Source organism: Sulfurospirillum oryzae, from assembly GCF_025770725.1.
Taxonomy (GTDB): Bacteria; Campylobacterota; Campylobacteria; order Campylobacterales; family Sulfurospirillaceae; genus Sulfurospirillum; species Sulfurospirillum oryzae.
The window spans coordinates 220,127-243,797 of sequence record NZ_JANZKZ010000002.1; the positions used below are offsets into that span (position 1 = coordinate 220,127).

Annotated in this window: 26 protein-coding genes; 12 read left to right on the forward strand and 14 right to left on the reverse strand. The window is 39.1% G+C overall.

What is annotated here, in order from left to right; translation table 11 throughout:
- Positions 1 to 8: 8 nt before the first annotated feature.
- Genes N0B29_RS05615 through N0B29_RS05630 form a run of 4 tightly spaced genes read right to left on the reverse strand, consistent with a single transcriptional unit; the run spans position 9 to position 4,088 of the window.
- Positions 9 to 443 carry an ACT domain-containing protein gene (locus N0B29_RS05615; protein ID WP_041957393.1) on the reverse strand — a complete coding sequence of 145 codons (435 nt, stop codon included), beginning with the start codon at positions 441 to 443 and terminating at the stop codon, positions 9 to 11.
- A complete protein-coding gene (locus N0B29_RS05620) occupies positions 443 to 1,741 on the reverse strand; it encodes a phenylacetate--CoA ligase family protein (RefSeq protein WP_263832724.1) in 1,299 nt (432 codons plus the stop codon). Before N0B29_RS05620 ends, N0B29_RS05615 begins: the two co-directional genes overlap by 1 nt.
- Positions 1,738 to 2,274, reverse strand: coding sequence for a 2-oxoacid:acceptor oxidoreductase family protein (locus N0B29_RS05625; protein WP_263832725.1), 537 nt, complete (start codon positions 2,272 to 2,274; stop codon positions 1,738 to 1,740). Before N0B29_RS05625 ends, N0B29_RS05620 begins: the two co-directional genes overlap by 4 nt.
- Positions 2,275 to 2,276: 2 nt before the next feature.
- Positions 2,277 to 4,088 (reverse strand): thiamine pyrophosphate-dependent enzyme, encoded by a 1,812-nt coding sequence (locus N0B29_RS05630; RefSeq protein WP_263832726.1) that lies wholly within the window; start codon positions 4,086 to 4,088, stop codon positions 2,277 to 2,279.
- Positions 4,089 to 4,302: 214 nt separating this feature from the next.
- Between N0B29_RS05630 and N0B29_RS05635 the strand changes: the two genes are divergently transcribed.
- Positions 4,303 to 4,470, forward strand: a complete 168-nt coding sequence (locus tag N0B29_RS05635) for a symporter small accessory protein (protein WP_263832727.1) — start codon at positions 4,303 to 4,305, stop codon at positions 4,468 to 4,470.
- Complete coding sequence (locus N0B29_RS05640) at positions 4,470 to 6,110, forward strand: sodium:solute symporter family protein (protein ID WP_263832728.1); 1,641 nt, start codon at positions 4,470 to 4,472, stop codon at positions 6,108 to 6,110. The genes N0B29_RS05635 and N0B29_RS05640 overlap by 1 nt, the downstream gene beginning before the upstream one ends.
- Positions 6,111 to 6,246: 136 nt before the next feature.
- Here N0B29_RS05640 and N0B29_RS05645 read toward each other — a convergent pair whose 3' ends face one another.
- The 4 genes from N0B29_RS05645 to N0B29_RS05660 are packed head-to-tail and all read right to left on the reverse strand — an operon-like array spanning position 6,247 to position 8,923.
- Positions 6,247 to 6,498, reverse strand: coding sequence for a hypothetical protein (locus N0B29_RS05645; RefSeq protein ID WP_263832729.1), 252 nt, complete (start codon positions 6,496 to 6,498; stop codon positions 6,247 to 6,249).
- Entirely contained in the window at positions 6,485 to 6,862 is a 378-nt protein-coding gene (gene fliS / locus N0B29_RS05650; RefSeq protein WP_263832730.1) for a flagellar export chaperone FliS, read from the reverse strand. The genes N0B29_RS05645 and fliS overlap by 14 nt, the downstream gene beginning before the upstream one ends.
- Before the next feature lie 15 nt (positions 6,863 to 6,877).
- Positions 6,878 to 8,560, reverse strand: coding sequence for a flagellar filament capping protein FliD (gene fliD, locus N0B29_RS05655; protein ID WP_263832731.1), 1,683 nt, complete (start codon positions 8,558 to 8,560; stop codon positions 6,878 to 6,880).
- 3 nt (positions 8,561 to 8,563) lie between these two features.
- Positions 8,564 to 8,923, reverse strand: a complete 360-nt coding sequence (locus tag N0B29_RS05660) for a flagellar protein FlaG (RefSeq protein ID WP_263832732.1) — start codon at positions 8,921 to 8,923, stop codon at positions 8,564 to 8,566.
- A gap of 141 nt (positions 8,924 to 9,064) precedes the next feature.
- On the opposite strand from N0B29_RS05660, the gene N0B29_RS05665 reads away from it, so the two are divergent.
- The 10 genes from N0B29_RS05665 to N0B29_RS05710 are packed head-to-tail and all read left to right on the forward strand — an operon-like array spanning position 9,065 to position 16,233.
- Complete coding sequence (locus N0B29_RS05665) at positions 9,065 to 9,427, forward strand: hypothetical protein (RefSeq protein ID WP_263832733.1); 363 nt, start codon at positions 9,065 to 9,067, stop codon at positions 9,425 to 9,427.
- Complete coding sequence (rsmD, locus tag N0B29_RS05670; protein ID WP_263832734.1) at positions 9,417 to 9,992, forward strand: 16S rRNA (guanine(966)-N(2))-methyltransferase RsmD; 576 nt, start codon at positions 9,417 to 9,419, stop codon at positions 9,990 to 9,992. Before N0B29_RS05665 ends, rsmD begins: the two co-directional genes overlap by 11 nt.
- 1 nt (position 9,993) lies before the next feature.
- Entirely contained in the window at positions 9,994 to 10,713 is a 720-nt protein-coding gene (locus N0B29_RS05675; RefSeq protein WP_263832735.1) for a DUF1003 domain-containing protein, read from the forward strand.
- A gap of 42 nt (positions 10,714 to 10,755) precedes the next feature.
- Complete coding sequence (locus N0B29_RS05680) at positions 10,756 to 11,808, forward strand: flagellar basal body P-ring protein FlgI (protein ID WP_263832736.1); 1,053 nt, start codon at positions 10,756 to 10,758, stop codon at positions 11,806 to 11,808.
- Entirely contained in the window at positions 11,808 to 12,113 is a 306-nt protein-coding gene (locus N0B29_RS05685) for a rod-binding protein (protein WP_263832737.1), read from the forward strand. The genes N0B29_RS05680 and N0B29_RS05685 overlap by 1 nt, the downstream gene beginning before the upstream one ends.
- A 60-nt stretch (positions 12,114 to 12,173) precedes the next feature.
- Positions 12,174 to 12,374 (forward strand): flagellar biosynthesis anti-sigma factor FlgM, encoded by a 201-nt coding sequence (locus N0B29_RS05690; RefSeq protein ID WP_263832738.1) that lies wholly within the window; start codon positions 12,174 to 12,176, stop codon positions 12,372 to 12,374.
- Positions 12,375 to 12,400: 26 nt separating this feature from the next.
- A complete protein-coding gene (locus tag N0B29_RS05695; protein ID WP_263832739.1) occupies positions 12,401 to 12,829 on the forward strand; it encodes a hypothetical protein in 429 nt (142 codons plus the stop codon).
- Between the two features lie 2 nt (positions 12,830 to 12,831).
- Positions 12,832 to 14,679, forward strand: coding sequence for a flagellar hook-associated protein FlgK (gene flgK / locus N0B29_RS05700; RefSeq protein ID WP_263832740.1), 1,848 nt, complete (start codon positions 12,832 to 12,834; stop codon positions 14,677 to 14,679).
- On the forward strand, positions 14,679 to 15,491 hold the full coding sequence (locus N0B29_RS05705) for an ABC transporter permease (protein ID WP_263832741.1): 813 nt from the start codon (positions 14,679 to 14,681) through the stop codon (positions 15,489 to 15,491). Before flgK ends, N0B29_RS05705 begins: the two co-directional genes overlap by 1 nt.
- Positions 15,481 to 16,233 (forward strand): TIGR02757 family protein, encoded by a 753-nt coding sequence (locus tag N0B29_RS05710; RefSeq protein ID WP_263832742.1) that lies wholly within the window; start codon positions 15,481 to 15,483, stop codon positions 16,231 to 16,233. Before N0B29_RS05705 ends, N0B29_RS05710 begins: the two co-directional genes overlap by 11 nt.
- Here the strand turns inward: N0B29_RS05710 and nuoB are convergent.
- From nuoB to N0B29_RS05740, 6 genes are read right to left on the reverse strand one after another with little or no spacing between them, the layout of a single operon-like run.
- Positions 16,230 to 16,982: an NADH-quinone oxidoreductase subunit NuoB gene (nuoB, locus tag N0B29_RS05715; RefSeq protein WP_263832743.1), complete on the reverse strand. Its 753-nt coding sequence runs from the start codon at positions 16,980 to 16,982 to the stop codon at positions 16,230 to 16,232. The two genes, N0B29_RS05710 and nuoB, sit on opposite strands and share 4 nt — an antisense overlap.
- Before the next feature lie 10 nt (positions 16,983 to 16,992).
- Positions 16,993 to 18,504 carry an NADH-quinone oxidoreductase subunit D-related protein gene (locus N0B29_RS05720; RefSeq protein WP_263832744.1) on the reverse strand — a complete coding sequence of 504 codons (1,512 nt, stop codon included), beginning with the start codon at positions 18,502 to 18,504 and terminating at the stop codon, positions 16,993 to 16,995.
- The gene (locus tag N0B29_RS05725) at positions 18,501 to 19,916 is read right to left on the reverse strand and encodes a complex I subunit 5 family protein (RefSeq protein ID WP_263832745.1); all 1,416 of its coding nucleotides are present in this window, start codon (positions 19,914 to 19,916) and stop codon (positions 18,501 to 18,503) included. The genes N0B29_RS05720 and N0B29_RS05725 overlap by 4 nt, the downstream gene beginning before the upstream one ends.
- Positions 19,917 to 19,919: 3 nt before the next feature.
- Entirely contained in the window at positions 19,920 to 20,564 is a 645-nt protein-coding gene (locus tag N0B29_RS05730) for a hypothetical protein (protein ID WP_263832746.1), read from the reverse strand.
- Positions 20,565 to 20,568: 4 nt separating this feature from the next.
- Positions 20,569 to 21,486 (reverse strand): respiratory chain complex I subunit 1 family protein, encoded by a 918-nt coding sequence (locus tag N0B29_RS05735; RefSeq protein WP_263832747.1) that lies wholly within the window; start codon positions 21,484 to 21,486, stop codon positions 20,569 to 20,571.
- Position 21,487: 1 nt separating this feature from the next.
- A complete protein-coding gene (locus tag N0B29_RS05740; RefSeq protein WP_263832748.1) occupies positions 21,488 to 23,458 on the reverse strand; it encodes a proton-conducting transporter transmembrane domain-containing protein in 1,971 nt (656 codons plus the stop codon).
- Between the last annotated feature and the right edge of the window lie 213 nt (positions 23,459 to 23,671).

Below are 23,671 nucleotides of genomic sequence, written 5' to 3' on the forward strand. Positions count from 1 at the left end.
CCCAACCTTTACATGTAAAAATGTTTGGCTTGAACGATCTCAATATTTTTAGCTTGCAATGCTTTTATAGCATCATCAAAGCGATCTTTATCGACGCTGAAAATGAAAATACCCGTACTTGCCTCATAAAAGCTGTACGTGTAAAGAATGTTAATGCCAGCCTCTGAAAGCGCACTCACGGCTTTGTCAAAGCTTCCCACAACATCTTCGATCTTAACGCCAAAGACATCGGTAAAACGTACGCTAAAGCCTTCATCTTCGAGCACGGTTTTGGCTTTTTCAGGATTGTCCACGATGGTGCGAACCAAACCAAAGTCGGTCGAGTCTGCGAGTAAAATGGACTTGATAGAGATGCCATTTTTGGAGAGAATATGGGTAAGAACAGAAAGCTCACCTGCCTTATTTTCTAAAAAAATCGTTAGTTGTTTAATGTTGCATTTCATTATAGACTCCTTTTATCGATGACGCGAACGGCTTTGCCGATACTGCGCTCTATGGTTCTTGGCTCAACAAGTTTTATATCTGCGTTAATGTAGAGATTGTTCAACAGTTCATGTTGGATTTTTTTCTTCAAAGCTTCGAGTGCTCCGATGCTATCAAGAGGCATATCTTCGGTCACTTCCACCATAATTTCAAGTTTATCGAGGTAGCCTTTTTTATCGGCGATGATTTGGTAGTTAAGCGTAATGCCTTCGATGTTGGAGAGTACATGCTCAACTTGCGATGGGAAGACATTGACACCATTAACGATGAGCATGTCATCGACGCGTCCCATAACACTTTTCATACGCACGTGCGTTCTGCCACACTTACATGGAGTCTGGTCAAGAGAGGTGATGTCACCCGTTCGGTAGCGAATGATGGGGAATGCTTGCTTGGTAAGACTGGTGATGACCAACTCGCCTTTTTCGCCATACGGCAACACTTCTCCCGTTTTAGGGTCGATGATCTCTGGGTAGAAATGATCTTCAAAAACGTGTAGATCTTTGCTCTCAAAACAGTTAGAAGAAACACCCGGTCCGATGATCTCAGAGAGTCCGTAAATCTCGCAATAGTGAATGCCCCAAACACGGGCTACTTCTTCTTTGAGTCCCAGACTTGTAGGTTCTGCACCAAAGATGCCGCATTTGAGTTTGAAGTCGTTTTGGATGTCGTAACCCTCAGAGACTGCCGCTTCTGCCATGTGTAGAGCGAAAGAGGGTGTAGAAGTTAAAACGGTTGCTTCAAAGTCTTTCATCAACATGAGTTGGCGTGACGTAAAACCACCACTGCTTGGAACAACGGTTGCACCGACGGTTTCAGCGCCGTAGTGAAGTCCAAGACCACCCGTGAAAAGTCCATAACCATAAGCGTTATGTGCCGTATCTTCGCTTGTGACACCTGCCATAGTGAAAACACGTGCCATCACTTCATTCCATGTGTCCAAATCGGCTTTGGTGTAGCCAACAACAGTTGGTTTTCCCGTCGTTCCACTACTGCTATGAATGCGCACAACTGCATCTTTTTTAACGGCAAAAAGCCCAAAAGGGTAGTTGTCTCGAAGGTCTTGTTTCTTTGTAAATGGAAGTTTTACAATGTCATCAATAGAATGAATATCGTTAGGCGTGATGCCAAGCTCTTCAAACTTCTTTTGGTAAAAAGGTACATGCGCATAGACACGAGCAACCGTGTCTTGCAGCCTCTTTGTTTGAAGTTCGGTGAGTTTATGGCGTGGGAGCGTCTCTTCTTTTGACCAGATCATTTGTTATCCTTTGCATCATCGATTCCTTGATGGAGAACGACAATGTTTTTATCGGCTACTTTGGCATTCATAAGTCTAATGGCTTCTTCGATCTCTTTACATGTAAACGGAAAATGTGGATCGAGGGCAAGCGTAACGCCAAGCATATAGACGTTAAGTGCATCGATGGGAAACTCATTGGCTTTTGCTTTTTTAAACGCGTCAATGCTGTGAGTTTCAAAGTCAACTTTCGGGAAATTTTTAGGTGCATTCATCACGATGACACCTTTTTCTTTGCTCAGATACTGAATGTTGCGAAGTGCTTCATTGCCTTCTAGTGCAATTAAAAGATCGGCTTGCCCTTCATCAATCGCTGGGGCGTAAAAATCACCGATTTTAACGTAGCACGACACAGAGCCTCCGCGTTGGCTCATACCATGATTTTCAGTTCCAAGACATTTTTGGTTTTTAATCGCAGAAGCAATGCTTAAAACTTTGACCAAAAAGACAGCGCCTTGTCCGCCAATTCCTGCGATAACAATTTGATACTTCATGGCTACTTCTCCTCTTTTTTTACAAACGCATCAGTCGGGCAGATGACATCAAGGCATGAACCACAACCTGCACATAAGAACGGGTCAATCTCCATTTTGCCAGCATCGTTGTAGTGCATTGGTGGGCATTTGTAGTTGGTAATACACGAATCACACGCGACACATTTGTCTTCATCGACTTCGACAACCACGTTGCCAAGACGACCCGTTGCATTTTCTTTATCGAGTACGCAAAATTCACGCACAACCGCAACGACAGGAGCCGTAGCGGTTTTATACATCTCTTGAAGTGACTTCATAAAGTCAACGGTTTTGTTCAAGTCTTGCTCATACACATACTCATGGCAACTGACGCCACATCCTTCAACAATGCGTTTGATGTCGATTTGGTGAGGATTGGTGCGTTCTGGTGTTGTTTGACGACCTGTCATGGCAGTCGTGGAGTTGTCTAAAATGACAAGAATAAATTTGTGGTTTTGATACACAGCGTTAATGAGTGGCGCAACCCCTGAGTGCATAAAGGTACTGTCTCCAATGGTTGCAATAACAGTTTTATCAGGATCAGAGATGCTAAAACCACTCGCCATGGAAATGCTTGCACCCATACACAAAATGGTGTCGATTGCCGCTTGATTGAGCCCTAGCGTGTAACAGCCGATGTCTGAGGTATAGATAGACTTTTTCTTTTTAAAGACTTTAGTAATGGCATAGTGAACATCACGGTGAGGACAGCCTGGGCACATATTGGGTGGGCGTTTAGGAAGTTCAAGGTCGTATTTTTCACTTTTGTACGCATGACTTGGAGCTATAACACCCGCATTTGCAAAAGCGGAGAGTACTTTGTCTTTGGAAAACTCATCAATAACATGAACATGCTTAGTCAGTTTTCCATAGAGTTTTGGCGAGCTTAACTGCTCTTCGATGCACGGAAAGCTCTCTTCAAAAACAATGACTTTGTCGTAGTTGACAAAGAGTGCTTCAAGTTTTTCTTTTGGAAGAGGGTAGGGCATATCGAGTTTGAGTACATCGGCATGAATATCAAGTTCGCTAAGAGCTTCTCTCACATAACCATCACCCGTTCCACTGGTAAGGCAGAGAACATTTTCGCCTTTAAGCGCATGGGTTTTAGGCTTAATGAGATGATCCCAGTTCCATGCTTTGATGGCTTCTAAACGATCAATCTGCTCTAAGCCTTGTCGAAATCTCCCAGCAGGTGGTACAGCACCCCAACGAGGAATATTGCGTTCAAAATCACCTTCATTGGCTTTTACATGTAAGCCATCATCGACCTCGCAAATCTCTCTGGCGTGGCTGACACGCATAACAGGGCGTAACATGACAATGGATTCAAATTCATGGGAAAGTTCAACTCCTAGTTTAACCATGTCATAGGCTTCTTGCGGCGTGGAGGGGTCAAGCACAGGAATGCGCGCAAACTTGGCAAAACTTCGGCTGTCTTGTTCTGTTTGAGAAGAATAAAAACCTGGATCATCACACGAAATGAGAAGCATAGCACCTTTAAGCCCGATGTAAGAAGCACTCATTAAAGGATCGCTCGCCACATTAAGTCCTACTTGCTTCATGGTAGCACAGGTACGTTTGCCAGAAATGGCTCCAGCATAAGCGACTTCAAAACCTACTTTTTCATTGGTTGCCCATTGCGCGTAAGCTTCTAATTTATTTTTGTCTCGAAATTTTTGAAAATTTCCCAAAATCTCACTTGAAGGTGTCCCTGGATAACCCGAGACCATATCGACACCTGCGTGAATAAGCCCTAAGGCAATTGCTTCATTCCCCATCAAAATTTGTTTCATCGTGTTGTGCTCCATCGCTTGTACATAGTAATTTTAAAGGGTATTGAAACTAAGATTATAAATTACTTATCTAAGAAGCTTTGACAAAATCATTACATGTAAAGTGGGCAATTTTGAAACCTTATAACTTTTTTATAATCTATTAAGGATAAAAATAAAGTTTCGTTAAAGCAATTTATATTACTTTGAAGAACTTTTATAAGGAGATGAAGGCATGGGAACATTTGATCTTGGGGTTGGGACGGCGTTTTGGCTGATGAATGCGAGTGCTCTTTTGTGCGTTATTTACGGGGTAATATACTGGAATAAGGACAAAGAGGAGAAGGTGTTAAACACCAAGTCTTGGGATAAAGATGAAGCTAAAATCAATAAGGAGCTATGATGAATTTAATTGAAAATATTGTCATTATACTTTATCTTGCAGTCCTTGGGTATTTGGGTTTTGTAGGATATAAACAGACGAAAAGTTCAGCGGATTATCTTATCGCAGGTGGCGATACGCATCCCTTTGTTATGGCACTCAGCTATGGAGCAACCTTTATCTCTACAGCTGCTATTGTAGGTTTTGGTGGTGTGGCGGCATGGCTTGGTAATTCACTGCTTTGGCTTACCTTTTGTAACATCTTTATCGGTGTATTCATCGCGTTTGTGGTTTTGGGCAATCCGACGCGAAAAATGGGTATTCGTCTAAACGCACACACCTTTCCTGAATTACTAGGGCGCCGTTTTAATTCTAAGTTTATTCAGATGTTTGGCGGTGTTTTAATTACCGTTTTTATGCCTTTGTACACATCGGCAGTTCTCATTGGCGGTACAGAGTTCTTGGTGGCTTACTTCAAAGTGGATTATCATTTGGCACTGCTTGTGATGTCGGTGATTGTAACGGGTTATGTGCTTGCGGGTGGTCTTAAAGGCGTTATGTTAACCGATGCGTTGCAAGGTGTCATTATGTTCGTTGCAATGGTCATTCTTTTGGTGATGGTTTTTAATTCTGTTGGTGGTGTTGATGTTGGATTCTCGAAACTAGAAACCGTTTGGAATGAAACGGTGGCATCGCTTGGGAATGTTAACATTAAAGATCTCAAAGCAGGTAGTCCTGATTTTATGATGAAGCTCTCTATGAACTGGGGATTTCAAGGTTGGAACAAAATGCCTGTTTTCCTCTCAGAAGGATGGCTCTTTGTTATTACGACGATTACGATGGGTGTTGGGATTGGCGTTTTAGCACAACCACAGTTGGTCGTTCGTTTTATGACCGTTAAGAGTAAAAATGAGCTCAATCGTGCGGTTTTAATCGGCGGTGTTTTTATCATTGCAATGACGGGAATTGTTTTTATTGTTGGGGCACTTACCAATGTTTGGTATTATGATTTTAATGAGGGAAAAAATGCGCTTCAAAGTGCTGGTGGTATTGGTAAAGTTATTCCTCATTTTATTAATGCCGCAATGCCAAAATGGTTTGCATTTATCTTTTTATTTGCACTCATTTCAGCGGCAATGAGTACGCTCTCAAGCCAGTTTCATGCAATGGGAACAGCGATAGGTCGTGATGTCTTTGAACAGATTGCGGGAAAACACAACCCAAATTCACTCTTAATTACCCGCGTGGGAATTATTGTCATGATCGTCATTTCGGTAACACTTGCTTATGTTTTTGATAAACAGCCTGCGATTATCGCACGTAGTACGGCAATCTTTTTTGCGCTGTGTGCGAGTATCTTTTTACCGACCTATTTTGGTGGACTTTTTTGGAGAAGAATGACTAAAAAAGGAGCAATCGCTTCAATGATTGTCGGTACAGTCGTTACCACGTTTTGGCTCTTATTTGTTCACTTTCAAGAAGCCAAAGAGTTGGGTCTTTGTAAAATGATCTTTGGTGTCAACACACTCTTAACGGGTAAAGTGACCTTTGTCGATGCCATGATCGTTGCATTACCGCTCTCAGCGTTAAGTGCTGTTATTGTCTCATTGATGACAAAACCAGAGAGTCCTGCTTTAATTAAAAAGTGTTTTGAAGATTAGACATCTTGCAAAACTCAATTTGCAAGATATTAAAGCACCAAAGGTGCGTGGGCTTTATGCCGAATAAAACTCAGTGTTAACGTAGTGTTTGAAGCTTTGTTTTAAACGCGTGTTAAGAGTAGAGGAGGGTAAATTTTTACCCTCTGTATTCTTGTAGGTGTGATTCGGAAGATGTTTCAATAAAATGACGTGTTTTTTTAAGTTTTTGCATCGCATCAAATGTATTTGCTTTTTCTCGTTCCATAATAATCAATGCTTCTTGAATCAATGCACATGCTGTTTGTGCTTCCTCAATCGTTTCAAAATGAGGTACACTCTCAATAAGTTCACCAATATTTGTGTAATTTTCTTCTATGATAGCAATCGTGAAATTTTTAATCCACGACATACTCGGTCTCTTCTTTCCATGCTTGTAACAGTTCTCTTGCAACATTAATAACTTCATCAAGTTTCGTTGTGTCATTGTGCATATTGGCTTCTGCAAGAAGTTTGACTTGGTGAATATAAAGACCACTGAGATAATGCGCTATTTGTCCTCCGTCGTAATTGAGAGAGTTGATAAGCTCTGTATAGATGGCAGATGTACGGTTGATCCAATACGTTCGTTTTTCGATATTGCCATCTTCAATGGCTTTTTTGGCTTGTGAAGCAAAGCGTAAAACGCCTTCATATAGCATTCTAATCAACTTTTCAGAAGATTCAATGGAGGCGTTGTTTTGTGAGTAAGTTGAATAGGCTAAATTGGTGTACATAATGATTTCCTTGAATTATTTGCTAACGTATGACTGTTTAATAATGCTAGAGAGTGAACTAAATTGGTTGTTTAGTTTACTAATGATGCTATCATAGGCAGCAAATTTTGTTGCCATTGCTTCATACTTGGAATCTAAACGTGAAACAGCAGTTGTTCTTGTCGTCGTCAATGCTTTTTTTTCAGTTGTTAAACTTTTGTTGTACTGAGTCAAGGTTCCATCCGTTGTATTAACATAGCTTTTAAGCATATTATTAAACGTTGTAAAGAGACCGTCTTTTGTATGAGGCGAAGAGTAAACATTGGTTGCTTGAAGCCCTAAAGAAGAGAGTGCTGTGCTATTGCCTGTGATAACAATATCCGCACCTGCATCACCTTTTAGAACAATGTTGTTATTGGTTCCAAGACTCGCATTAATACCTGTGATTCCTGCATTGCTGATAGCCGTTTTGATGGCTGCTAAGTTATCTGCTATAGTTGAAGTTGAAAGTGTTGTAAACGTAATTGCTTTACCATTAATCGAAAACGCGTCAGCACCTATACTTAATCCTCCAGCAGAAACAGCAGAACCGCTATAAGATGTTGTGCTATAGGTCGTTGAACCGAAAAAATAGTCTTTAACATCAGCGGGATTGGCAGCTACTTTGGCATTGAATGTTGTTGCATTAAACTCAAGTTTGCCTTCGGTATTCATGCTGACGCCATAGTCACTAAGACCTCTACCTTGACTATCAATTCCTAAAACTTGTTTACGAATATCAGTACTTAATGAGTTGATTTGCGTAACGCCTTGAAAGGTACCAGCAGTTTTTGCTGTTATATCGTAAGCCGTGGCACTTTTGAGTTTTGTCATTAAGTCATTGTATGACGTAACGAGTGATTTAAGATTGGTTGTAATATTGGTCCAATCTTGTGTAACTGAAACAGTTGTATTTGTAGAAGCATCTTGTGCTTTATTTAACGTAATGCTTGCACCTACAACAAGATCATCAATCGTATTAGACGTACGTGTTACCGTTACTCCGTTATAAACAAATGAAGCATCTGATGCGGTTTTAAGATGATTAGCACTTTGATCTAGTCCCAAATCTGTCAGTGCTGTTCCCGTCGAAGATAATGTGATGGCATTAGATGCACCTGTCGAATCAGATTTGATGACAAGTCTATAAGGATTTGTTCCACCAACATTGAGAATCGAAGCTGTGACTTTATCGCCAGCCTTATCGTTGATCATATTTTTAAGATCTGAAAGCGTAGTTGTTGATGTTATATCAAAGGCATACGTATTTGTTCCAAGTTGCAGACTAAGAGTGTCACTTGCAGATGTAAATGTACTGGTTTGGCTTGTAAAACTAGACGATTGATAAATGTCTTGACTTGCCAATGTATTCACATGCATCGTAAAATTTTCTAACGTTGCACCTGCTTTTGTTGTAACAGATATGGCATCATTTGAAACGGTGGTCGTTCTTTGAAGATAGTTGTTTTCTTCTGATAATGCAGCTGTTGATGACTTTAAAGTATTTGCCAATGATGTCAGCGTAGACAAATCAGTCTGCTTGGTTGTATTGGTGGTTAGCTTTGCATCAATAGGATCAAGTTGAGCCTTTTCATCGACTGCTCTTAATTTATCAATAGTATCGTATGTAAGAACACCGTTACTACCAAGCCCTAGTGAGCTTAAGCTTGAAGTTGCCATCGTCTATCCTTTTTTATCAAAAATAATTCCTACGATCTCTTTCATTTTAGCTGAAAGGCTCATTGCTTCTTCTGTTGGGAATTTGCGAATGACTTTACCTGTACTTTTTTCAATAACATTGATAAACATTTGATTAATTTTATCGTTATATCCAAACGTAATATTTGTATTGAGTAAGTCCATCTGTTTATTGAGTTCTTTGACGGTTTCGCTTAGTCCTTTTGAATCTTCATCTTGGCTTTGCTGATTGACTTTTGATGTATCAGCTGTTTGTTCGACTTGTCTTACCGGAACTGAGTTTGTTACCTTCGGAGCACTTGTTGCTTCGACTTGCTGTTTACTGGTTGCGCTAAAGATGTCCATAATTGCCCTCCTTGACATTTTATAATTTTCCTATTGACAAGATCGACACATCTTTTTTTTTATTTAGTGCTATCCATATATGGAAAAAGAGGATTAAGATTTAGTGTGTTACTATTTCAATACTACACAGAGAGGAAGAAGATGAAAATAGCTTTAGTTTGCCAATCATTACTGTTGAGCCGCGCACTGAAAAGTTTTTTAGGAGAGATCGTTGTTCCTTATAAGCAGTGCGATTTTGTCATCAGTGATAAAAAGATTGAGCTTGATAAACCTATATTCTATATTTCATCCAATGAAGGCAATTTAATCATTCCTTTTTCCAAATCTTCACTACTCATTGAACTTGATAAATTTTTTCAGCATCTCATCATGCTTCAAGGCAATGTTGATGACATGATGCCTCAAAGTAAAATAACCCATGCTTTAGAAGAGAAGATCACAGCACTGACTGAGAAATTTAGAGCAGAATTGATTCAGACGATTCGGGGATATTATGGCAACTAAGCCACTTTTTACAACCATTTCCGCGGGCAAATATAAGGGCAAGAAACTAGAACTTCCTTCATTAGAAAGTACACGAAGCACGAAAGCCATTCTTAAAGGTTCTCTTTTTGATACATTACAATATGATATTCTAGATGAAACGTTTGTCGAGGTGTTTGGTGGAAGTGGATCAATGGGACTCGAAGCGCTTAGTCGAGGTGCCAAGCATGCATATTTTATTGAAAAAGATAGAGCAGCCTTTAGTACGTTGAAAAATAACTGTAAAGCTATTGCTGAAAAGAACACAACACCAATGCACGGAGATAGTTTTGTGCTCTTTCCAACGCTTCTTTCTACGCTTACATGTAAGACTTATTTTTATTTTGATCCGCCTTTTTCGATTCGTGAGGGGATGGAAGATATTTACACAAAAGTACTCTCTTTGATTGCTTCAATTCCAAGAGAAAAAGCGCATTTGATTGTTATCGAGCACATGAGCAATATGAGTTTACCTGAAAATATTGGCGAATATATGCTTTCTAAAACAAAAAAATTTGGGAATAGCTCACTAAGCTATTACATGTAAGATGGAAAACAATACTTTTATCAGCGATATATCGCATCAATCTTTTCCTCTTTCTGAACGCATTTCTGCTACAACCATTCGTCATTCGATTTTAAAGTCCATCCAAGAATCATATCCTGCCTTTGGGGAGGAGAGTTATCTTGCGCTTACGGAACTCAATGCCTTTAGAGAAAAATATATTGCTGATTATTTAGCAAAAGAATTAGGGCAACTCTCAGACTTAGAACAACGCGTTCTTGCTTCTTTTCAAAATAACACCACATTAACCGATAAAGTCGAAAATGACGATAGCACTCCTTTAACGTTTGGTCAAAAAGTCGCAGACAAAGTAGCTACGTTTGGCGGTAGTTGGACATTTATTATCTCTTTTTGTTCTTTTTTGGTCATTTGGATACTTATCAATGTTTTTTGGTTTAACAATCAAGGCTTTGATCCCTATCCCTATATTTTACTCAATTTAATTTTGTCGTGTATCGCAGCGCTTCAAGCACCTGTCATTATGATGAGCCAAAACAGGCAAGAAGAGAAAGATAGAATTCGTGCCAAAAATGACTATATGATTAACCTCAAATCTGAACTTGAAATTCGGATGCTTCATGAAAAAATAGACCATCTTATTATGCATCAACAAGAAGAACTCCTTGAAATCCAAAAAGTTCAAATCGATATGATGCAAGATATTTTGCAACGTGTAAATAAAAAAGGACTTTTGGAACATTAATTGCTTTAAAGTTGGCAAGAATGTCAAATTTAAAGGCAATTGATGAAAATCATTAAACTATCCTTCGTATTGATTTCAGCGCTCAGTACACTGTATGCTCAAAGACTTGGTGATATTGCTAATGTCATTGGCGTACGCGATAACCAACTTATTGGTTACGGTCTCGTCGTTGGTCTTAACGGAACAGGAGACGGTTCTTCTTCTCAGTTTACATTGCGTTCACTTTCAAATCTTTTGCAAACAGTGAATGTTAAAATAGATCCTGCTGACATTAAATCTAAAAACGTTGCTGCTGTTCTTGTGACAGCAAAACTTCCTGCCTTTGCAAGACAAGGTGATAAACTCGATGTTTCTGTCTCTTCTATTGGCGATGCAAAGTCATTGCAAGGTGGAAATCTTATTTTGACACCACTCAAAGGTGTGGATGGCAAAATTTACTCTTTGGCACAAGGTTCACTTACTATTGGTGGTATGAATGGCAAAGAAAAAGGTCAACTCAATCATCCTGCATCTGCCAATATTTTTGGTGGTGCTTTAGTGGAACGTGAGATTGAAAATGATCTGCATGAACAAGAGTATATTAATCTTTCATTGAAAGAAGCAAACTTCAATACAGCCGTCTCTGTTCAAAATGAACTCAATCGAAAATTTGGTAAAAAAGTTGCTGTTGCAACAGATTCGCGAACAATTCGTATGATGCGTCCTGAAAGTTTAACTTCAGTTGAGTTCTTGGCAAAAACTTTAGACACAGATGTCAGATATGAAAAAGAAGACAAAATCGTTATTGATGAGCGAACAGGAACCATTGTTTCTGGTGTCAATATTAAAGTGGATCCTGTTGTGGTAACACACGGTGATATTACTATTAAGATCGAATCGAGCAATACGCCCCTTGATGATAAAAGCGTTGATATTGGCGGCGATGTACAGATTGCAAGTACAGAAAATCGTATTAAGATCAAAGAGGGCAGTATGACCGTTGCTAACATTGCACGAGCGCTTACAAAGCTTGGCGCAAAACCAAAAGACATTATCTCTATTCTTGAAAACATTAAACGTTCAGGTGCGATTACAGCTCAATTGGAGATCATCTAATGCAAGCTGATAACAGTGTAGCTCTTTTAAATGCAAATTACAGTGGCGCTCTCAATAAAGTAAGCTCTACAAATTCAAGTGATGCAGCACTGAGAGAACAGACCGATAAATTTGAAGCATTTTTCCTCAAACAAGTTCTTGATATTGCGATGAACAGTGAAGATAATAGTGAAAATAGCCTTTTCCCAAAAGATGCAGGCGATAAGATTTATAAATCGATGTATAACGATACGATGAGTACAGCTTTAAGTGGAAATCTTGGATTAAGTGAGATGTTATTTAATTATTTGAAGGAAGGACGTTAAAGTTTTATCATTTTGGACGATATGGTTGTAGGTATCTACAATCTATACAAAGGGTTTAAAATGATTTCAAAAGTTCAGACGTCCAACGCGGCGTATATACAGCAAAGCACTCCTAAAGATACTTCATCTAAAGGTGTTGAAAAAACAGAAAAAAGTGAAGGGGTAGACAAAGTCTCCGCACTCAAAGAGCAGATCGCAAATGGAACCTATAAAGTCGATCTAGCAAAAACTGCTCAGGCGGTCGCGGAAGAGTTGATCTAAATCCTTACATGTAAAAGGATAATAAGATGTTGACGCACTATCTACACAATGCTATTAAAGATATAGAAAACCTCATTGAACAAACACATAAAGATATAGCCGATATTAAAGTCGCAAAACATAGTGAGGTTTTTGAGAGAGCAAAAATTAAAAATGATTTGATACAGTCATTTGAAAACAAAAAATCTCTTTTAGATAACGAATTGATGAAAATGCTCAAAGAGAGCGGTAAAACTTCATTAGAAGAGTTGTTAAGTGTTGAACAAAAAGAGCTTTTAGCCCAAATGAAAGTAAAACTCTCAGAACTAAAAACCTATAACAAACAATATGCTAAGTATGTCGTCACCATCAGTCAATTTTACAATGTACTGCTCGATAGCATTTTCCCTCGAGATATGGAAGGGTATAAAGTTTCAAATCATAAGCCAGCGTCTTTACTTAAAGTAAGGGCTTAGTCATGAGTAATTTATTTGGGATTTTCAATACAGGTAATTCTGGGCTTAATGCTGCCCAAGTTGCCGTAGCAACAACGAGTCAAAATATTGCTAATGCCAAAAATGAATTTTATACGCGTCAAAGAGTAAACTTTTCTGCAAGTCCCGCACTTAGTTCGCAAGGTGTCAGCGTTGGTTCTGGTGTTACGGTTACTTCGATTGTCCGTATTCATGATGAATTCGTTTTTTCAAAGCTTAGAAATGCTTCAGCCAATCTTTCTTATGACACTTACTCATCTCAATCACTTCAAGAAGTTGCAAAGTATTTTCCCGATTTAAGTGATGCTGGTATTGCAAAAGATTTGACGAATTATTTTACAGAATGGAATAATCTTGCCTCAAATGCAACAGCAGGTTCACAAAAAATTGCTTTAGTGCAATCAGCAGCAACATTAAGTGCCGATGTTCAATCAACAAGACAGACCATTCGAGGACTTCAAGATTCTATTAACTCACAGCTTAAAACATCTATTGATGAAATTAATAGCCTTGGCGAAAGAATTGCGAATGTTAATAAGCAAATTGCTGCCATTGAATCTGACAAAGGGAATTATGCCAATGATCTTCGTGATAAACGTGATGAGTTAGAGCTTACGTTATCCAAAATGCTTGATGTTTCCGTTGCGAAAGGTAATATTACCAGTGACACGAGCATTGATGCTAATATGACAGACTCAGGTACACAATACTATCTGAATATTGCTGGCGCTTCATTTGTAGATGGCTCAACTTTTCATCCTTTGGTCATTGATAATACATCCAATGAAAGCAGTTACTACTCTATTTATTCTGAAATTCAAGATGGCACACGATACAACATTACAGAGCAGCTATCTGGCGGTAAAGTAGGTTCAATGCTTGATCTTCGTGGTCGTGTGATTGATTCTAGTGTCAATGGCGGGTATCCACAAGATGGTACTATTCAAGGTTACATCAATAAACTTGATAGCTTTGCTCAAACCATTATTACAGAAACAAATAACATTTATGCTAAGAGTGCTCAAACGAGTATGCAATCACCTAATTTAGATCTCAAAAGCGATACTTCTTTAAAAAATGCCTACAATAATATCGAAAGTGGCTCTTTTGATATGGTCGTCTATGATAGCTCTGGAAAAGAAGTAGCCCGTAAAACGATTAATATTGAAAATGCTACAACAATGGGCGATGATACATTTTCTTCTAGTATTTTGACACAAATGAATAAAAATACGGATGATAACAAAGATAATAATTCACTAAATGACGTTGATGATTATTATAAAGCGACGTTTATGGACAATGGGGCATTTTCACTTTCTCCGACATCCCTTAATAATGGCTATACAATTGCAATCCAAGACAATGGAACCAACTTCCCTGGTGCTATTGGGCTAAACCAATTCTTGACAGGAAGTGATGCTTCTAATATAGATGTCAATTCAGAATATAAGAAAAATCCATCTTTAATGCAAGCGTATGGCGCGCCAGTCGTTGGTAACCATGATGTTGCCAATTCAATGTTACAGCTACAGTACAATACATTGAATTTTTATTCTAAAGATGGCTCAATTGCAAAAGAGACAATCGCAGGTTATTACAGTGCATTGACAACAAAAGTCGCTACAGATGCTTCAGCATCTTCAACGAGTTATGATACCAATGAGGCACTTCATAACACTATCAATACACAATATCAATCTATCAGTGGTGTTAATAAAGATGAAGAGTTAGCCAATTTGATGCAATATCAAAGCTCCTACAGCGCGGCAGCAAAGATCATTACAACCATTGATGAAATGCTCAATACTCTTTTAGGCATTAAACAATAGTGAAACGATTTCCTTTATTGAGCACCATCCTTTTGGTGCTCATCTTCCTTTTTTGCTTTGTTTTACCCTTCTTCTATGCAGGCTCTGCTTATGATCTTGATCCAAAAGCCATTTTATTACCACCAAGTTTTGAGCATCTTTTAGGAACCGATAGACTAGGTCGTGACCTGTTTACAAGGTTGATGGTGGGCGGGCAAGTATCCTTAATGATTGGCATTTTAAGTGCGCTGTTCTCTAGTTTAGCAGGGCTTATGATTGGTATTAGTGCGGGATTTTTCCAAAAGAATGTTGATAAAATGATTATTGTGCTTATTGATCTTTTTCTCACGTTTCCGACATTTTTTCTTTTACTCGCACTCATTAGCTATATGAGCGCTTCAGTCTGGGTGTTGATTTTTATCATTTCAATTACTGGCTGGATGGGCATGGCGAGGATGATACGAAGTGAAAGCTTTGCCATTTCCAATGCTCCGTTTATTAAAATTCTTAAACTCTCCAATGTCAATACCTTCAAAATTATTTTCAAATACTTTGCCCCTTTACTTACGCCTATCTTTTTTATCAGCTTTACGTTTGGTGTGAGTGGGGCGATTTTGGCAGAGAGTGGGCTTAGTTTTCTAGGTATTGGCATCACACCGCCACAGATGAGCTGGGGTGTGATTATTAGCGAAGGTAAAGAGGTCATCGATATTGCATGGTGGCTGAGTTTTTTCCCTGGGTTTCTCATCTTTTTAGTCACGTTTTCGCTTATTAATCTCTCTGATTATTTGCAAAGTAAAAGCAACGAAAAAGACATTTTGAATGACGTTTGAAAAAGTTGCAAAACTTTTAAAAGAAGAATCTTTCAAACGAAATCATTTGGAGGAAATTAGTTTGGAGCGCCCTGATCCTTTGATGGTTGCTTCAAAGCACAAAGATGAGTTTAGTGCGCTTATTTGCGCGCTTTTTGCCTATGGCAATGTTCAAGCCATCATCAAGTTTTTAGAGAGTTTGGATTTTTCACTGCTCGAAAAAGATGAGATAAGCATTACTCAAACACTAAGTCAGCACTATTATCGTTTTCAAACCTCCCAAGATATTCAGCAATTTTTTCTTACATGTAAAAGAGCAAAAGCCCAATCTGCCACATTAGAGTCTATCTTTTTAGAGGGCTATCGCAAAAGCCATAACGTGATGGATGGATTAAGAGGGTTAATAGCATTTTTATACGATATAAATCCCTATAGGTCGCGTGGATATGAGTTTTTATTGGGCAAAATACCTGCTACTATCCCAACGTCTCCTTATAAACGATGGCACATGTATCTAAGGTGGATGGTGCGTAAAGACCATCTTGATCTTGGTCTTTGGAGCGGAGTTGAGAGCAAAGATCTGCTTGTCCCTCTTGATACGCATACGTTTGCACTAGGAAAAAAACTGGGTTTGATTCAGCGAAAATCGTATGATTTTAAAGCGGTGTTAGAACTCACCGAGTCATTTAAAAAGCTAGATCATAATGACCCGATTAAGTACGATTTTGCACTGTATCGCTTAGGACAAGAGCGACGTTTTTAAACTCTTCCAAGAAATTGTAGAAGTCCATTGAGTGCTGTGTAAGGGTGCGGTGGGCATCCAGGAATGTAGAGATCAACGGGTAAAAGCGAATCGACACCATTGCACACTTCATCGCTCTTTTGGAACAAACCTCCTGAAATGGCACACGTGCCTGAGGCAATGACAATCTTTGGACTAGGCAGGGCATCGTAAGTATCCATGAGCGCTTGTTTCATGTTGAGTGTCACAGGGCCTGTGATGATGATACCATCAGCATGACGAGGCGAAGCTGTAAAACTAATACCAAAACGATTAAGGTCATAAACGGGTGTGCCTAAAACATTGAGGTCTGCTTCACACGCATTACATCCACCTGCGGATACAAGGCGCAATTGAAGCGATCTTTTAAAAAGTTTTTGTATTTGTTGGTTTAATTGAAACCCAATTTTTTCGACCTCTTTGGTCACAAGGAGTGTTGATCTTTGATGGGACGCCAAGCGATACTCATGGGTAAATTGAATGTTGTTATGGGTGCAAAGCGGAACACATTGATCACAAAAGATACATTTGCCTAAATCAATCGCAATGCTTTGCTCTTTTTTTGCAATCGCCTCTGTCGGACAAACATCTATGCACGCTTTACATGTAAGATCACAACTTCCCGTTATCTTTGGCACGCCTGAAAAACGAGGGGATAAAATAGGCTCAATTTTAGGGTATTTACTGGTGTTATAACCTTGTCTCAATCGTTCCAAAAGTACAAAAAACATCGCTTTATCCTTATAAATCAAAGCCGCAGTAAGAGAGGTTAAAGCTCTTATTGCACAGAGGGAAATCTGAAATTTGCCCCTCTCTCATGGCAAGACTGAGTGCTGTCCAATTATGAAAAGATGGGTCTGTGATTTTATAGCGTACCAATTTTCCATGCTCATCGGTTTGCGCTACATGCACAATTTCACCTCTCCAACCCTCTGTCAGCGAAATACCTAAGGCATTTGAAGGTAAGACAACATCATTGACTCGCGTAGGTTTTTGAATGGCTATCTCTTGAATACTTCGTAACATGTTATGAATAAGCTCTAAAGAGGAGACAATTTCAGCTCTTCGCATCATCGCTCTTGCAAAAATATCACACGATGCTTCAAGCGGTATGTCATAACTTATAGCATTATAATAACCAAAAGGGTAATTTTTTCGTGTGTCGCGAGCTATAGCGCACGCCTTGGCGGCAATACCTACAAAACCATAGGTTATAACATCTTCTTTGGTTATTTTTCCGATGTTTTCAACTCTTTCTAAAACGGATGTCGATCTAAAAAAGAGATCAATAGCGCTGAGTGTTTTGCTTTGCAATACTTTGAGTTGCTTGGCTATCGTGGCGGCGAGATTGAAGTCAATATCATAACCCACACCCCCTACGATAATACCGCCTCTACCAAATCTATTGCCGGTGATGCTGGCGGTAAGGTTGAGAAAGTCGCCCCTCAGTTTTCCGCAGTAAGACGCCGTTGGTAAAAATCCCGTATCGCCAGAGAGCGCACCAATATCGCCCACGTGGTTAGCAATTCTCTCCAACTCTAAAAGCACTATACGAATGAGTTCACTTTTTTGAGAGACGTGAATACCTGCCATAGCTTCAACGAGTTGCACATAGGCTAAAGAGTGCCCTATGGTTGTATCGCCTGCAAGAACTTCCATTTGTGAAAGCGTTTGAGGGGAGGGGCCGCCTTGTAGCATTCTCTCAATGCCTCTGTGCTGATACCCTAATGATATTTCTAAATTCACTACATTTTCGCCATAGCATTGAAATCGAAAGTGCCCTGGCTCAATGACCCCCGCATGAACAGGACCTACGGCTACTTCGTGTACATCTTCACCACTGACCTGAAAATAGTTGAGATCACCACACGCATTTTTCTTTACATGTAAAGAAAAGTCTTGCTCAAATCGTACAGGTTTAAGCCACGGATGATCGTGCACAGTTACACCAAATTGTTCGGCGATTTCTCTCTCAAAAAGATGGATTTGAGGGATGATGGAAGCATGTGACTGGAACGTATTGTTGATGAGCTCAAATCGGGAGATTTTTAAAAGAGAGGTTGTGTCATTACCCAAAATGCAGACCAAATGCAACGCGTTATTCATAGGTGTTGCAAAAAGCGATAAGACGCGGAAATTATGGTTAGTGACATTTTCTACAATGTTGCTCCAAAACAGCTCTTCGGTTGAACTGGGAATATCTTCTATTTTGCCCCATGAAGGATTACATGTAAAGAGTGTACTGTAACTCATAGGTTTCCTTCCAATAAAGCAGCCGCGTCCATGATGAGCTGTTTGAACACATCAGGCATGCTCAGACCAATGATGAGAATAATAGACAAAAAGAGTAAAGGGGTAAGATACATTTCAATAGTATCTTTATACCCAGTTTCAACCATAGGCGGCTTTCCTCTTGAAGCGCCAAGAAACGTTTTTCCCATACCCATAAATGCAAGTATTAGTCCTAGCATAAAAAGAAGTGAGACGAGTGGCGAGTGGGCAAGTACACCTTGTAAAATCGAAAACATACTAAAGAAAGAGCCAAAAGGAGGCGTTCCGACAACCGCTAGAAAAGCGATGAGGAAAAGAGTACCTGTTATGGGTATTTTACTCAAAGCGCCACTGATAAACTCAGTCGTTTTTTGACCGTATGCTCTGCGGATGTTGCCTACTGCAATGAAAATAGCACCTTTAAGCAGGGCATTGTTAAAGATATGAAAGAGAGCTCCAAAAATGCCTATGCCTCCCACGCCAAGACCAAGTGCAATAATGCCCATGTGCTCAATGCTTGAATACGCCAAGACTTTTTTAATATCCAGTTGATTTAACATCGCAATGGAGGCAAAGAGTATGGAGATAATGCCAAAGAAGATAAGAATGGTGTGTACTAAAACAGACTCTCCTGCGGCATTCATGATCTGAATCAGTCGCATCAGTGCAAGCCATGAGAGAGAGGTGACGCCTCCTGCCATTAAAGCTCCAAAGATACCCGGTTCCACGCTGTAAGCATCCGCTTTCCAAGAGTGAAGAGGGAAGAGCCCTGTTTTAGTTGCAAAGCCTATAAACATAAACACAAATGAAATTTTGAGCCATGTGGGATTGAAATATTTATCATTTGAGAGAATATTGGTAAACGTAAGCGACGTGTCATTTGCCCCAGCAATAATGGCGGAGTATGAGATAAAAAGCATACCAATCAGTGCTAAAACAATGCCAATGGAGCAGAGAAAAAGGTACTTCCATGTCGCTTCAATGGAGGCTTTATTTTTGTTGTAATAAATAAGCGGTGTACATGCAAGCGAAGCGGTTTCTAAAAAAATCCACATGCTAATAAGCTCATTGGCTATAACCATCAGTGTTGCAAAAACGATAAAGACAACCAGGCTGAGTGTGACTATTTTATTGTCATTGGTGAATTGGCATTTTGAGAAATACCCAATGCCATGAAACGAGATACCAAGGTAAAGAATACTTAGCGTGATAAGAATGAGTTTGGATAGGGCATCCATCATTAAAACAGAAGTGTTTAAGAGATAGATGGTTAATCCTAGATGAAAGATGGCTACGGCAAAAACAGTATAGGCACGTAAATAGTTCTCTTTTGAAATAAGGATAATGCCCAAAGAGAGCATGATAAAAAGAGTGCAAAGAACCAAAAGAGTCATGCGTTACTCCCGTAGCGATGTAAGCTTGCCTACATCACCTTTATCGAAGGTTGTTGAAATATGGTTCAACATAATTCCCATAATGAAAACACCCGCTAAGACATCAAGCAAAACACCAATTTCGGCTAAAAAAGTAACGGAACCTGTGAGCATTGAACTCAAAATATAGACGCCGTTTTCCATAATGAGATAACCAATAACCTGCGTGATGGCTTTTTGCCTTGCAATGATCAAAATCATACCCGACATTAACGTGGCAAAAAAGACGGGCACGATAATCGTCTCTTGATGGGCGGGAAGAAGCGGAAGCTTTTGCGAAATGAAAAAAGATAAAAAAACAGATAAAGCATCAATAAACATCGTTGGCATATACCCAATCAAAGGATGCATCTCTTGGTTGATTTCGGCAAGTTTGGTTGCACGGATGAGAAGCATTGGAATGATGATCCCTTTTATAGAGACAATAATGAGAAAAAGAATGGTTCCTTTGGGAGTAAATTCTTCTGAAAAAAATGCCAATAAAGCTAAGATAATGCCTTGTAAAGCAACGGCTTTAATCGCGGTGATGATTCTATTGCTTCCCATAATAAACATATTGATGAGAACGACAAGCAGTAAAATGGTGTTGATAGAAGAAGCGTTCATCATGTTTTTACCTCGTAATCAAAATAATGCCAAATAAAGAAACGATCAATGTTCCAATCAGGACTTGTTTAATGGCAATCAGTTTCAGTCTTGCCATCACTGATTCAATAACACCAACAACGATGCCTACGCCCAAAACACCTGCAATGGCTATAAGCGTATCATAAGCTAAAACACCTGTTTTAAAAGGAATTGCCAAGTCAACAATCAAAACCGCATAGACTGTAAATTTCATAGCACTACCTAAAACGATGGAGGCAAGAAGCGGTCCACTATGGTCAAGCACCATCGCTTCATGGATCATCGTAAGCTCAAGGTGCGTTGCTGGATCATCAAATGGAATACGGGAATTTTCGACCAGTAAAATGACCAAAAAGCAGACAACAACAATGCCAAAAATCGTGCTATAGTCATGCCATGCCTCTAAAATATGGGAACCAAAAAAGTCATACAGGGTTAAAGAAGAAGTCCCTTTTGCCAAAATAATCAAACAGACAAATAAGATAGGCTCAACCAAAAATGAAAATGTAAGCTCCCTAGCACTTCCCATGCCTTCAAAACTCGAAGAGGTGTCAAGTGCCGATGAGGTTGTAAAAAATCTTAATACCCCAAACATATAAACAAACAGCAAAAAATCTCCCTCAAAGCTGATAAGCGGAGGAATGGAAGCAAAAGGTAAAAATAAAAAAGCAAAGAAAGGTACTATCAAAGCAAAAAGAGGACCTACAAAAAAGACCCATGAAGTTGTTGTACTAAGCTTTATAGACTTTTGCACAAGCTTGATGATGTCATACATTTTTTGAAGCACAGGTGCCCCGCATCTTCCTCCAAAGAAAGCTTTTACTTTGATGATAATGCCCATATTAACAATGGAAAGAACCAAAAAGAGCAAAAGCATCAAAATGATTTGAAGTATGTCAAACATTTTATTTTCCCACATACAAGAGCATAATAATGAGTGCTGTAAAAATATAAAGCACATAAATACCCATGTATCCATTATGAATTAACTTTCTTGTTTTCGCCGCAAATAAAAGCGTGGAATCTGCTATTTTGAGTAATGTGTAGATAACTTTATCGTTTTGACGTAGATAAAATTGATATTTTTGAACAAAAATCCCTTTCATGGATAACTCACTCTTTTTACGTTTGAGTGCCCAGCTAAAAAGATTCATAATCATTTGCGCCAAGGAAGCAGGTGTGTATTGTATTCTGGGTGTGCCATAAGGAAAAGCACATGCCCATGTGTCTATATCGGTTTTGATTTTACCTTTGAGGGTATAAAAGAGTATGCCTCCACTTAGAGCTACAATAATCAATAATCCACTATAAGCATACGATAAATCGCTCATCGCATTAAGTTTGAGCATAAGTGGCGCATGGTTGAAAAGCATTGTGGCACGTGAGAGGAAGCTTTCTAAAATAAAGGGAAAGAGTCCTAACATAAAACAAATGACCGATAAAATACCCATAGGTAGGAGCATTGACCATGAAGATTCTTTTACATGTAAGAGTTCAATATGGCGAGGTTTACCCAAAAATGAGATACCAAAAACTTTCACAAAACAGGCAAGGGCTAATCCTCCAATGATAGAGAGAGCTATAATCCCCGCCATAACAGGAAGAAGCGAGTTTTGAGTAGAAAGAAGACTTTTAAACATTCCCATATACAGTAACCATTCACTTGCAAAACCATTAAGCGGTGGTAATCCGCTAATTGCCACAGCACCTATGAGAAAGAAGAGGGCTGTATAGGGTTGCACTTTGATGATGCCACCGTAATGATTGATGTCCCTAGTATGGTATTTTTCAATAATAGAGCCTGCACTGTAAAAGAGCAAAGGTTTAAAGAGTGCATGATTGATGACGTGAAAGAGCGCACCGGAGAGTCCAAAAAGAACCAGTGTTTCGTTGCGATAACTTTTTCCAAGTATCGCAAGCCCAATGCCAATAAGAATAATACCGATGTTTTCTATACTATGGTAGGCTAAAAGTTTTTTGATGTCATGTTGGGCAATGGCGTAAACAACGCCTAAAATACCCGAGATAATTCCGAGCCCAAAAACTACCCATCCCCACCAATGAGGTATGTTGGTAAATAAAGAAGCCACTCTGATGATGCCATAAATTCCCATTTTAATCATAACGCCAGAGAGAAGTGCTGAGATAGCAACCGGTGCGCTTGCATGAGCGGAAGGGAGCCAAAAATATAAAGGGAAGATGCCCGCTTTGACACCAAAGCCAAAAAGTCCTAGCAAAAATATCCATGAAGCAAGACTTGAATGTGCATCAATATGCCCAAGTGCAGAGGTAAAATCAAAGTAGCCAAAGTAGTTTTGAATGATGCCAAACAGACCAAAAAGTGCCACAATACCCGTATGTGTCGCGATGATATAAAGATAACCAGCTTTTTGTGCTTCTTCATCTAATTCATCAATCGTTACTAAAAAATAGGCAAGTAAAGACATGATTTCCCAACACAACAAAAACATCATAAAGTTATCGCAGATAACAAGAAGTATCATAAAGATGGTAAAGAAAGAGAGAAAAAGCCTGTATTTAACCGATTGGTGTAAACCCTTTTGAATCGTTGACCAATAGGATATGCTGTAAATCGCACTCATCGCACTGATGGTATAAATTGGGATTAAAAAAACAAGGCTGAGTGTATCTATTTTGATTGAAAAATGACCAAAAAGTGTTTCAAAAGGTAGTATCGCCGCAATATCTGAATGATTGTGTAATTGCAGCAAAATAAACACCCACCCCACAATGCTACCTATTACATGTAAAGAAGCAGAAAGCTTGTCTGATAAAGAGGGTTTCATTTTTGCTGTAAAAAAAGGAATAAGACCTGCAAGAAGTATACAAAAAAGTGACAATACAATGAGCGTCATATTGAATTATCTCCTCTTTAGAGCGTCAAAAATCATCATATCACTACTTTAATAAATTATTATTTAATGTTATAAAATTAAAGTTTTTTCTCTTGTAAGGTTTATAAAAAGGTAATAAAGCTGGAATTAAGTTTTTACAAAGTCAGCTAGCTATATCATTTCACATTAAAAACTTCTTCTTCTATGTATCAATTTATATATTCCTACATACCA

Bases quoted from the DNA above. Each gene is read 5' to 3' on its own strand.
- N0B29_RS05615 (WP_041957393.1), bottom strand. From the start codon at position 443: ATGAAATGCAACATTAAACAACTAACGATTTTTTTAGAAAATAAGGCA.
- N0B29_RS05620 (WP_263832724.1), bottom strand. From the start codon at position 1,741: ATGATCTGGTCAAAAGAAGAGACGCTCCCACGCCATAAACTCACCGAA.
- N0B29_RS05625 (WP_263832725.1), bottom strand. From the start codon at position 2,274: ATGAAGTATCAAATTGTTATCGCAGGAATTGGCGGACAAGGCGCTGTC.
- N0B29_RS05630 (WP_263832726.1), bottom strand. From the start codon at position 4,088: ATGAAACAAATTTTGATGGGGAATGAAGCAATTGCCTTAGGGCTTATT.
- N0B29_RS05635 (WP_263832727.1), top strand. From the start codon at position 4,303: ATGGGAACATTTGATCTTGGGGTTGGGACGGCGTTTTGGCTGATGAAT.
- N0B29_RS05640 (WP_263832728.1), top strand. From the start codon at position 4,470: ATGAATTTAATTGAAAATATTGTCATTATACTTTATCTTGCAGTCCTT.
- N0B29_RS05645 (WP_263832729.1), bottom strand. From the start codon at position 6,498: ATGTCGTGGATTAAAAATTTCACGATTGCTATCATAGAAGAAAATTAC.
- fliS (WP_263832730.1), bottom strand. From the start codon at position 6,862: ATGTACACCAATTTAGCCTATTCAACTTACTCACAAAACAACGCCTCC.
- fliD (WP_263832731.1), bottom strand. From the start codon at position 8,560: ATGGCAACTTCAAGCTTAAGCTCACTAGGGCTTGGTAGTAACGGTGTT.
- N0B29_RS05660 (WP_263832732.1), bottom strand. From the start codon at position 8,923: ATGGACATCTTTAGCGCAACCAGTAAACAGCAAGTCGAAGCAACAAGT.
- N0B29_RS05665 (WP_263832733.1), top strand. From the start codon at position 9,065: ATGAAAATAGCTTTAGTTTGCCAATCATTACTGTTGAGCCGCGCACTG.
- rsmD (WP_263832734.1), top strand. From the start codon at position 9,417: ATGGCAACTAAGCCACTTTTTACAACCATTTCCGCGGGCAAATATAAG.
- N0B29_RS05675 (WP_263832735.1), top strand. From the start codon at position 9,994: ATGGAAAACAATACTTTTATCAGCGATATATCGCATCAATCTTTTCCT.
- N0B29_RS05680 (WP_263832736.1), top strand. From the start codon at position 10,756: ATGAAAATCATTAAACTATCCTTCGTATTGATTTCAGCGCTCAGTACA.
- N0B29_RS05685 (WP_263832737.1), top strand. From the start codon at position 11,808: ATGCAAGCTGATAACAGTGTAGCTCTTTTAAATGCAAATTACAGTGGC.
- N0B29_RS05690 (WP_263832738.1), top strand. From the start codon at position 12,174: ATGATTTCAAAAGTTCAGACGTCCAACGCGGCGTATATACAGCAAAGC.
- N0B29_RS05695 (WP_263832739.1), top strand. From the start codon at position 12,401: ATGTTGACGCACTATCTACACAATGCTATTAAAGATATAGAAAACCTC.
- flgK (WP_263832740.1), top strand. From the start codon at position 12,832: ATGAGTAATTTATTTGGGATTTTCAATACAGGTAATTCTGGGCTTAAT.
- N0B29_RS05710 (WP_263832742.1), top strand. From the start codon at position 15,481: ATGACGTTTGAAAAAGTTGCAAAACTTTTAAAAGAAGAATCTTTCAAA.
- nuoB (WP_263832743.1), bottom strand. From the start codon at position 16,982: ATGTTTTTTGTACTTTTGGAACGATTGAGACAAGGTTATAACACCAGT.
- N0B29_RS05720 (WP_263832744.1), bottom strand. From the start codon at position 18,504: ATGAGTTACAGTACACTCTTTACATGTAATCCTTCATGGGGCAAAATA.
- N0B29_RS05725 (WP_263832745.1), bottom strand. From the start codon at position 19,916: ATGACTCTTTTGGTTCTTTGCACTCTTTTTATCATGCTCTCTTTGGGC.
- N0B29_RS05730 (WP_263832746.1), bottom strand. From the start codon at position 20,564: ATGATGAACGCTTCTTCTATCAACACCATTTTACTGCTTGTCGTTCTC.
- N0B29_RS05735 (WP_263832747.1), bottom strand. From the start codon at position 21,486: ATGTTTGACATACTTCAAATCATTTTGATGCTTTTGCTCTTTTTGGTT.
- N0B29_RS05740 (WP_263832748.1), bottom strand. From the start codon at position 23,458: ATGACGCTCATTGTATTGTCACTTTTTTGTATACTTCTTGCAGGTCTT.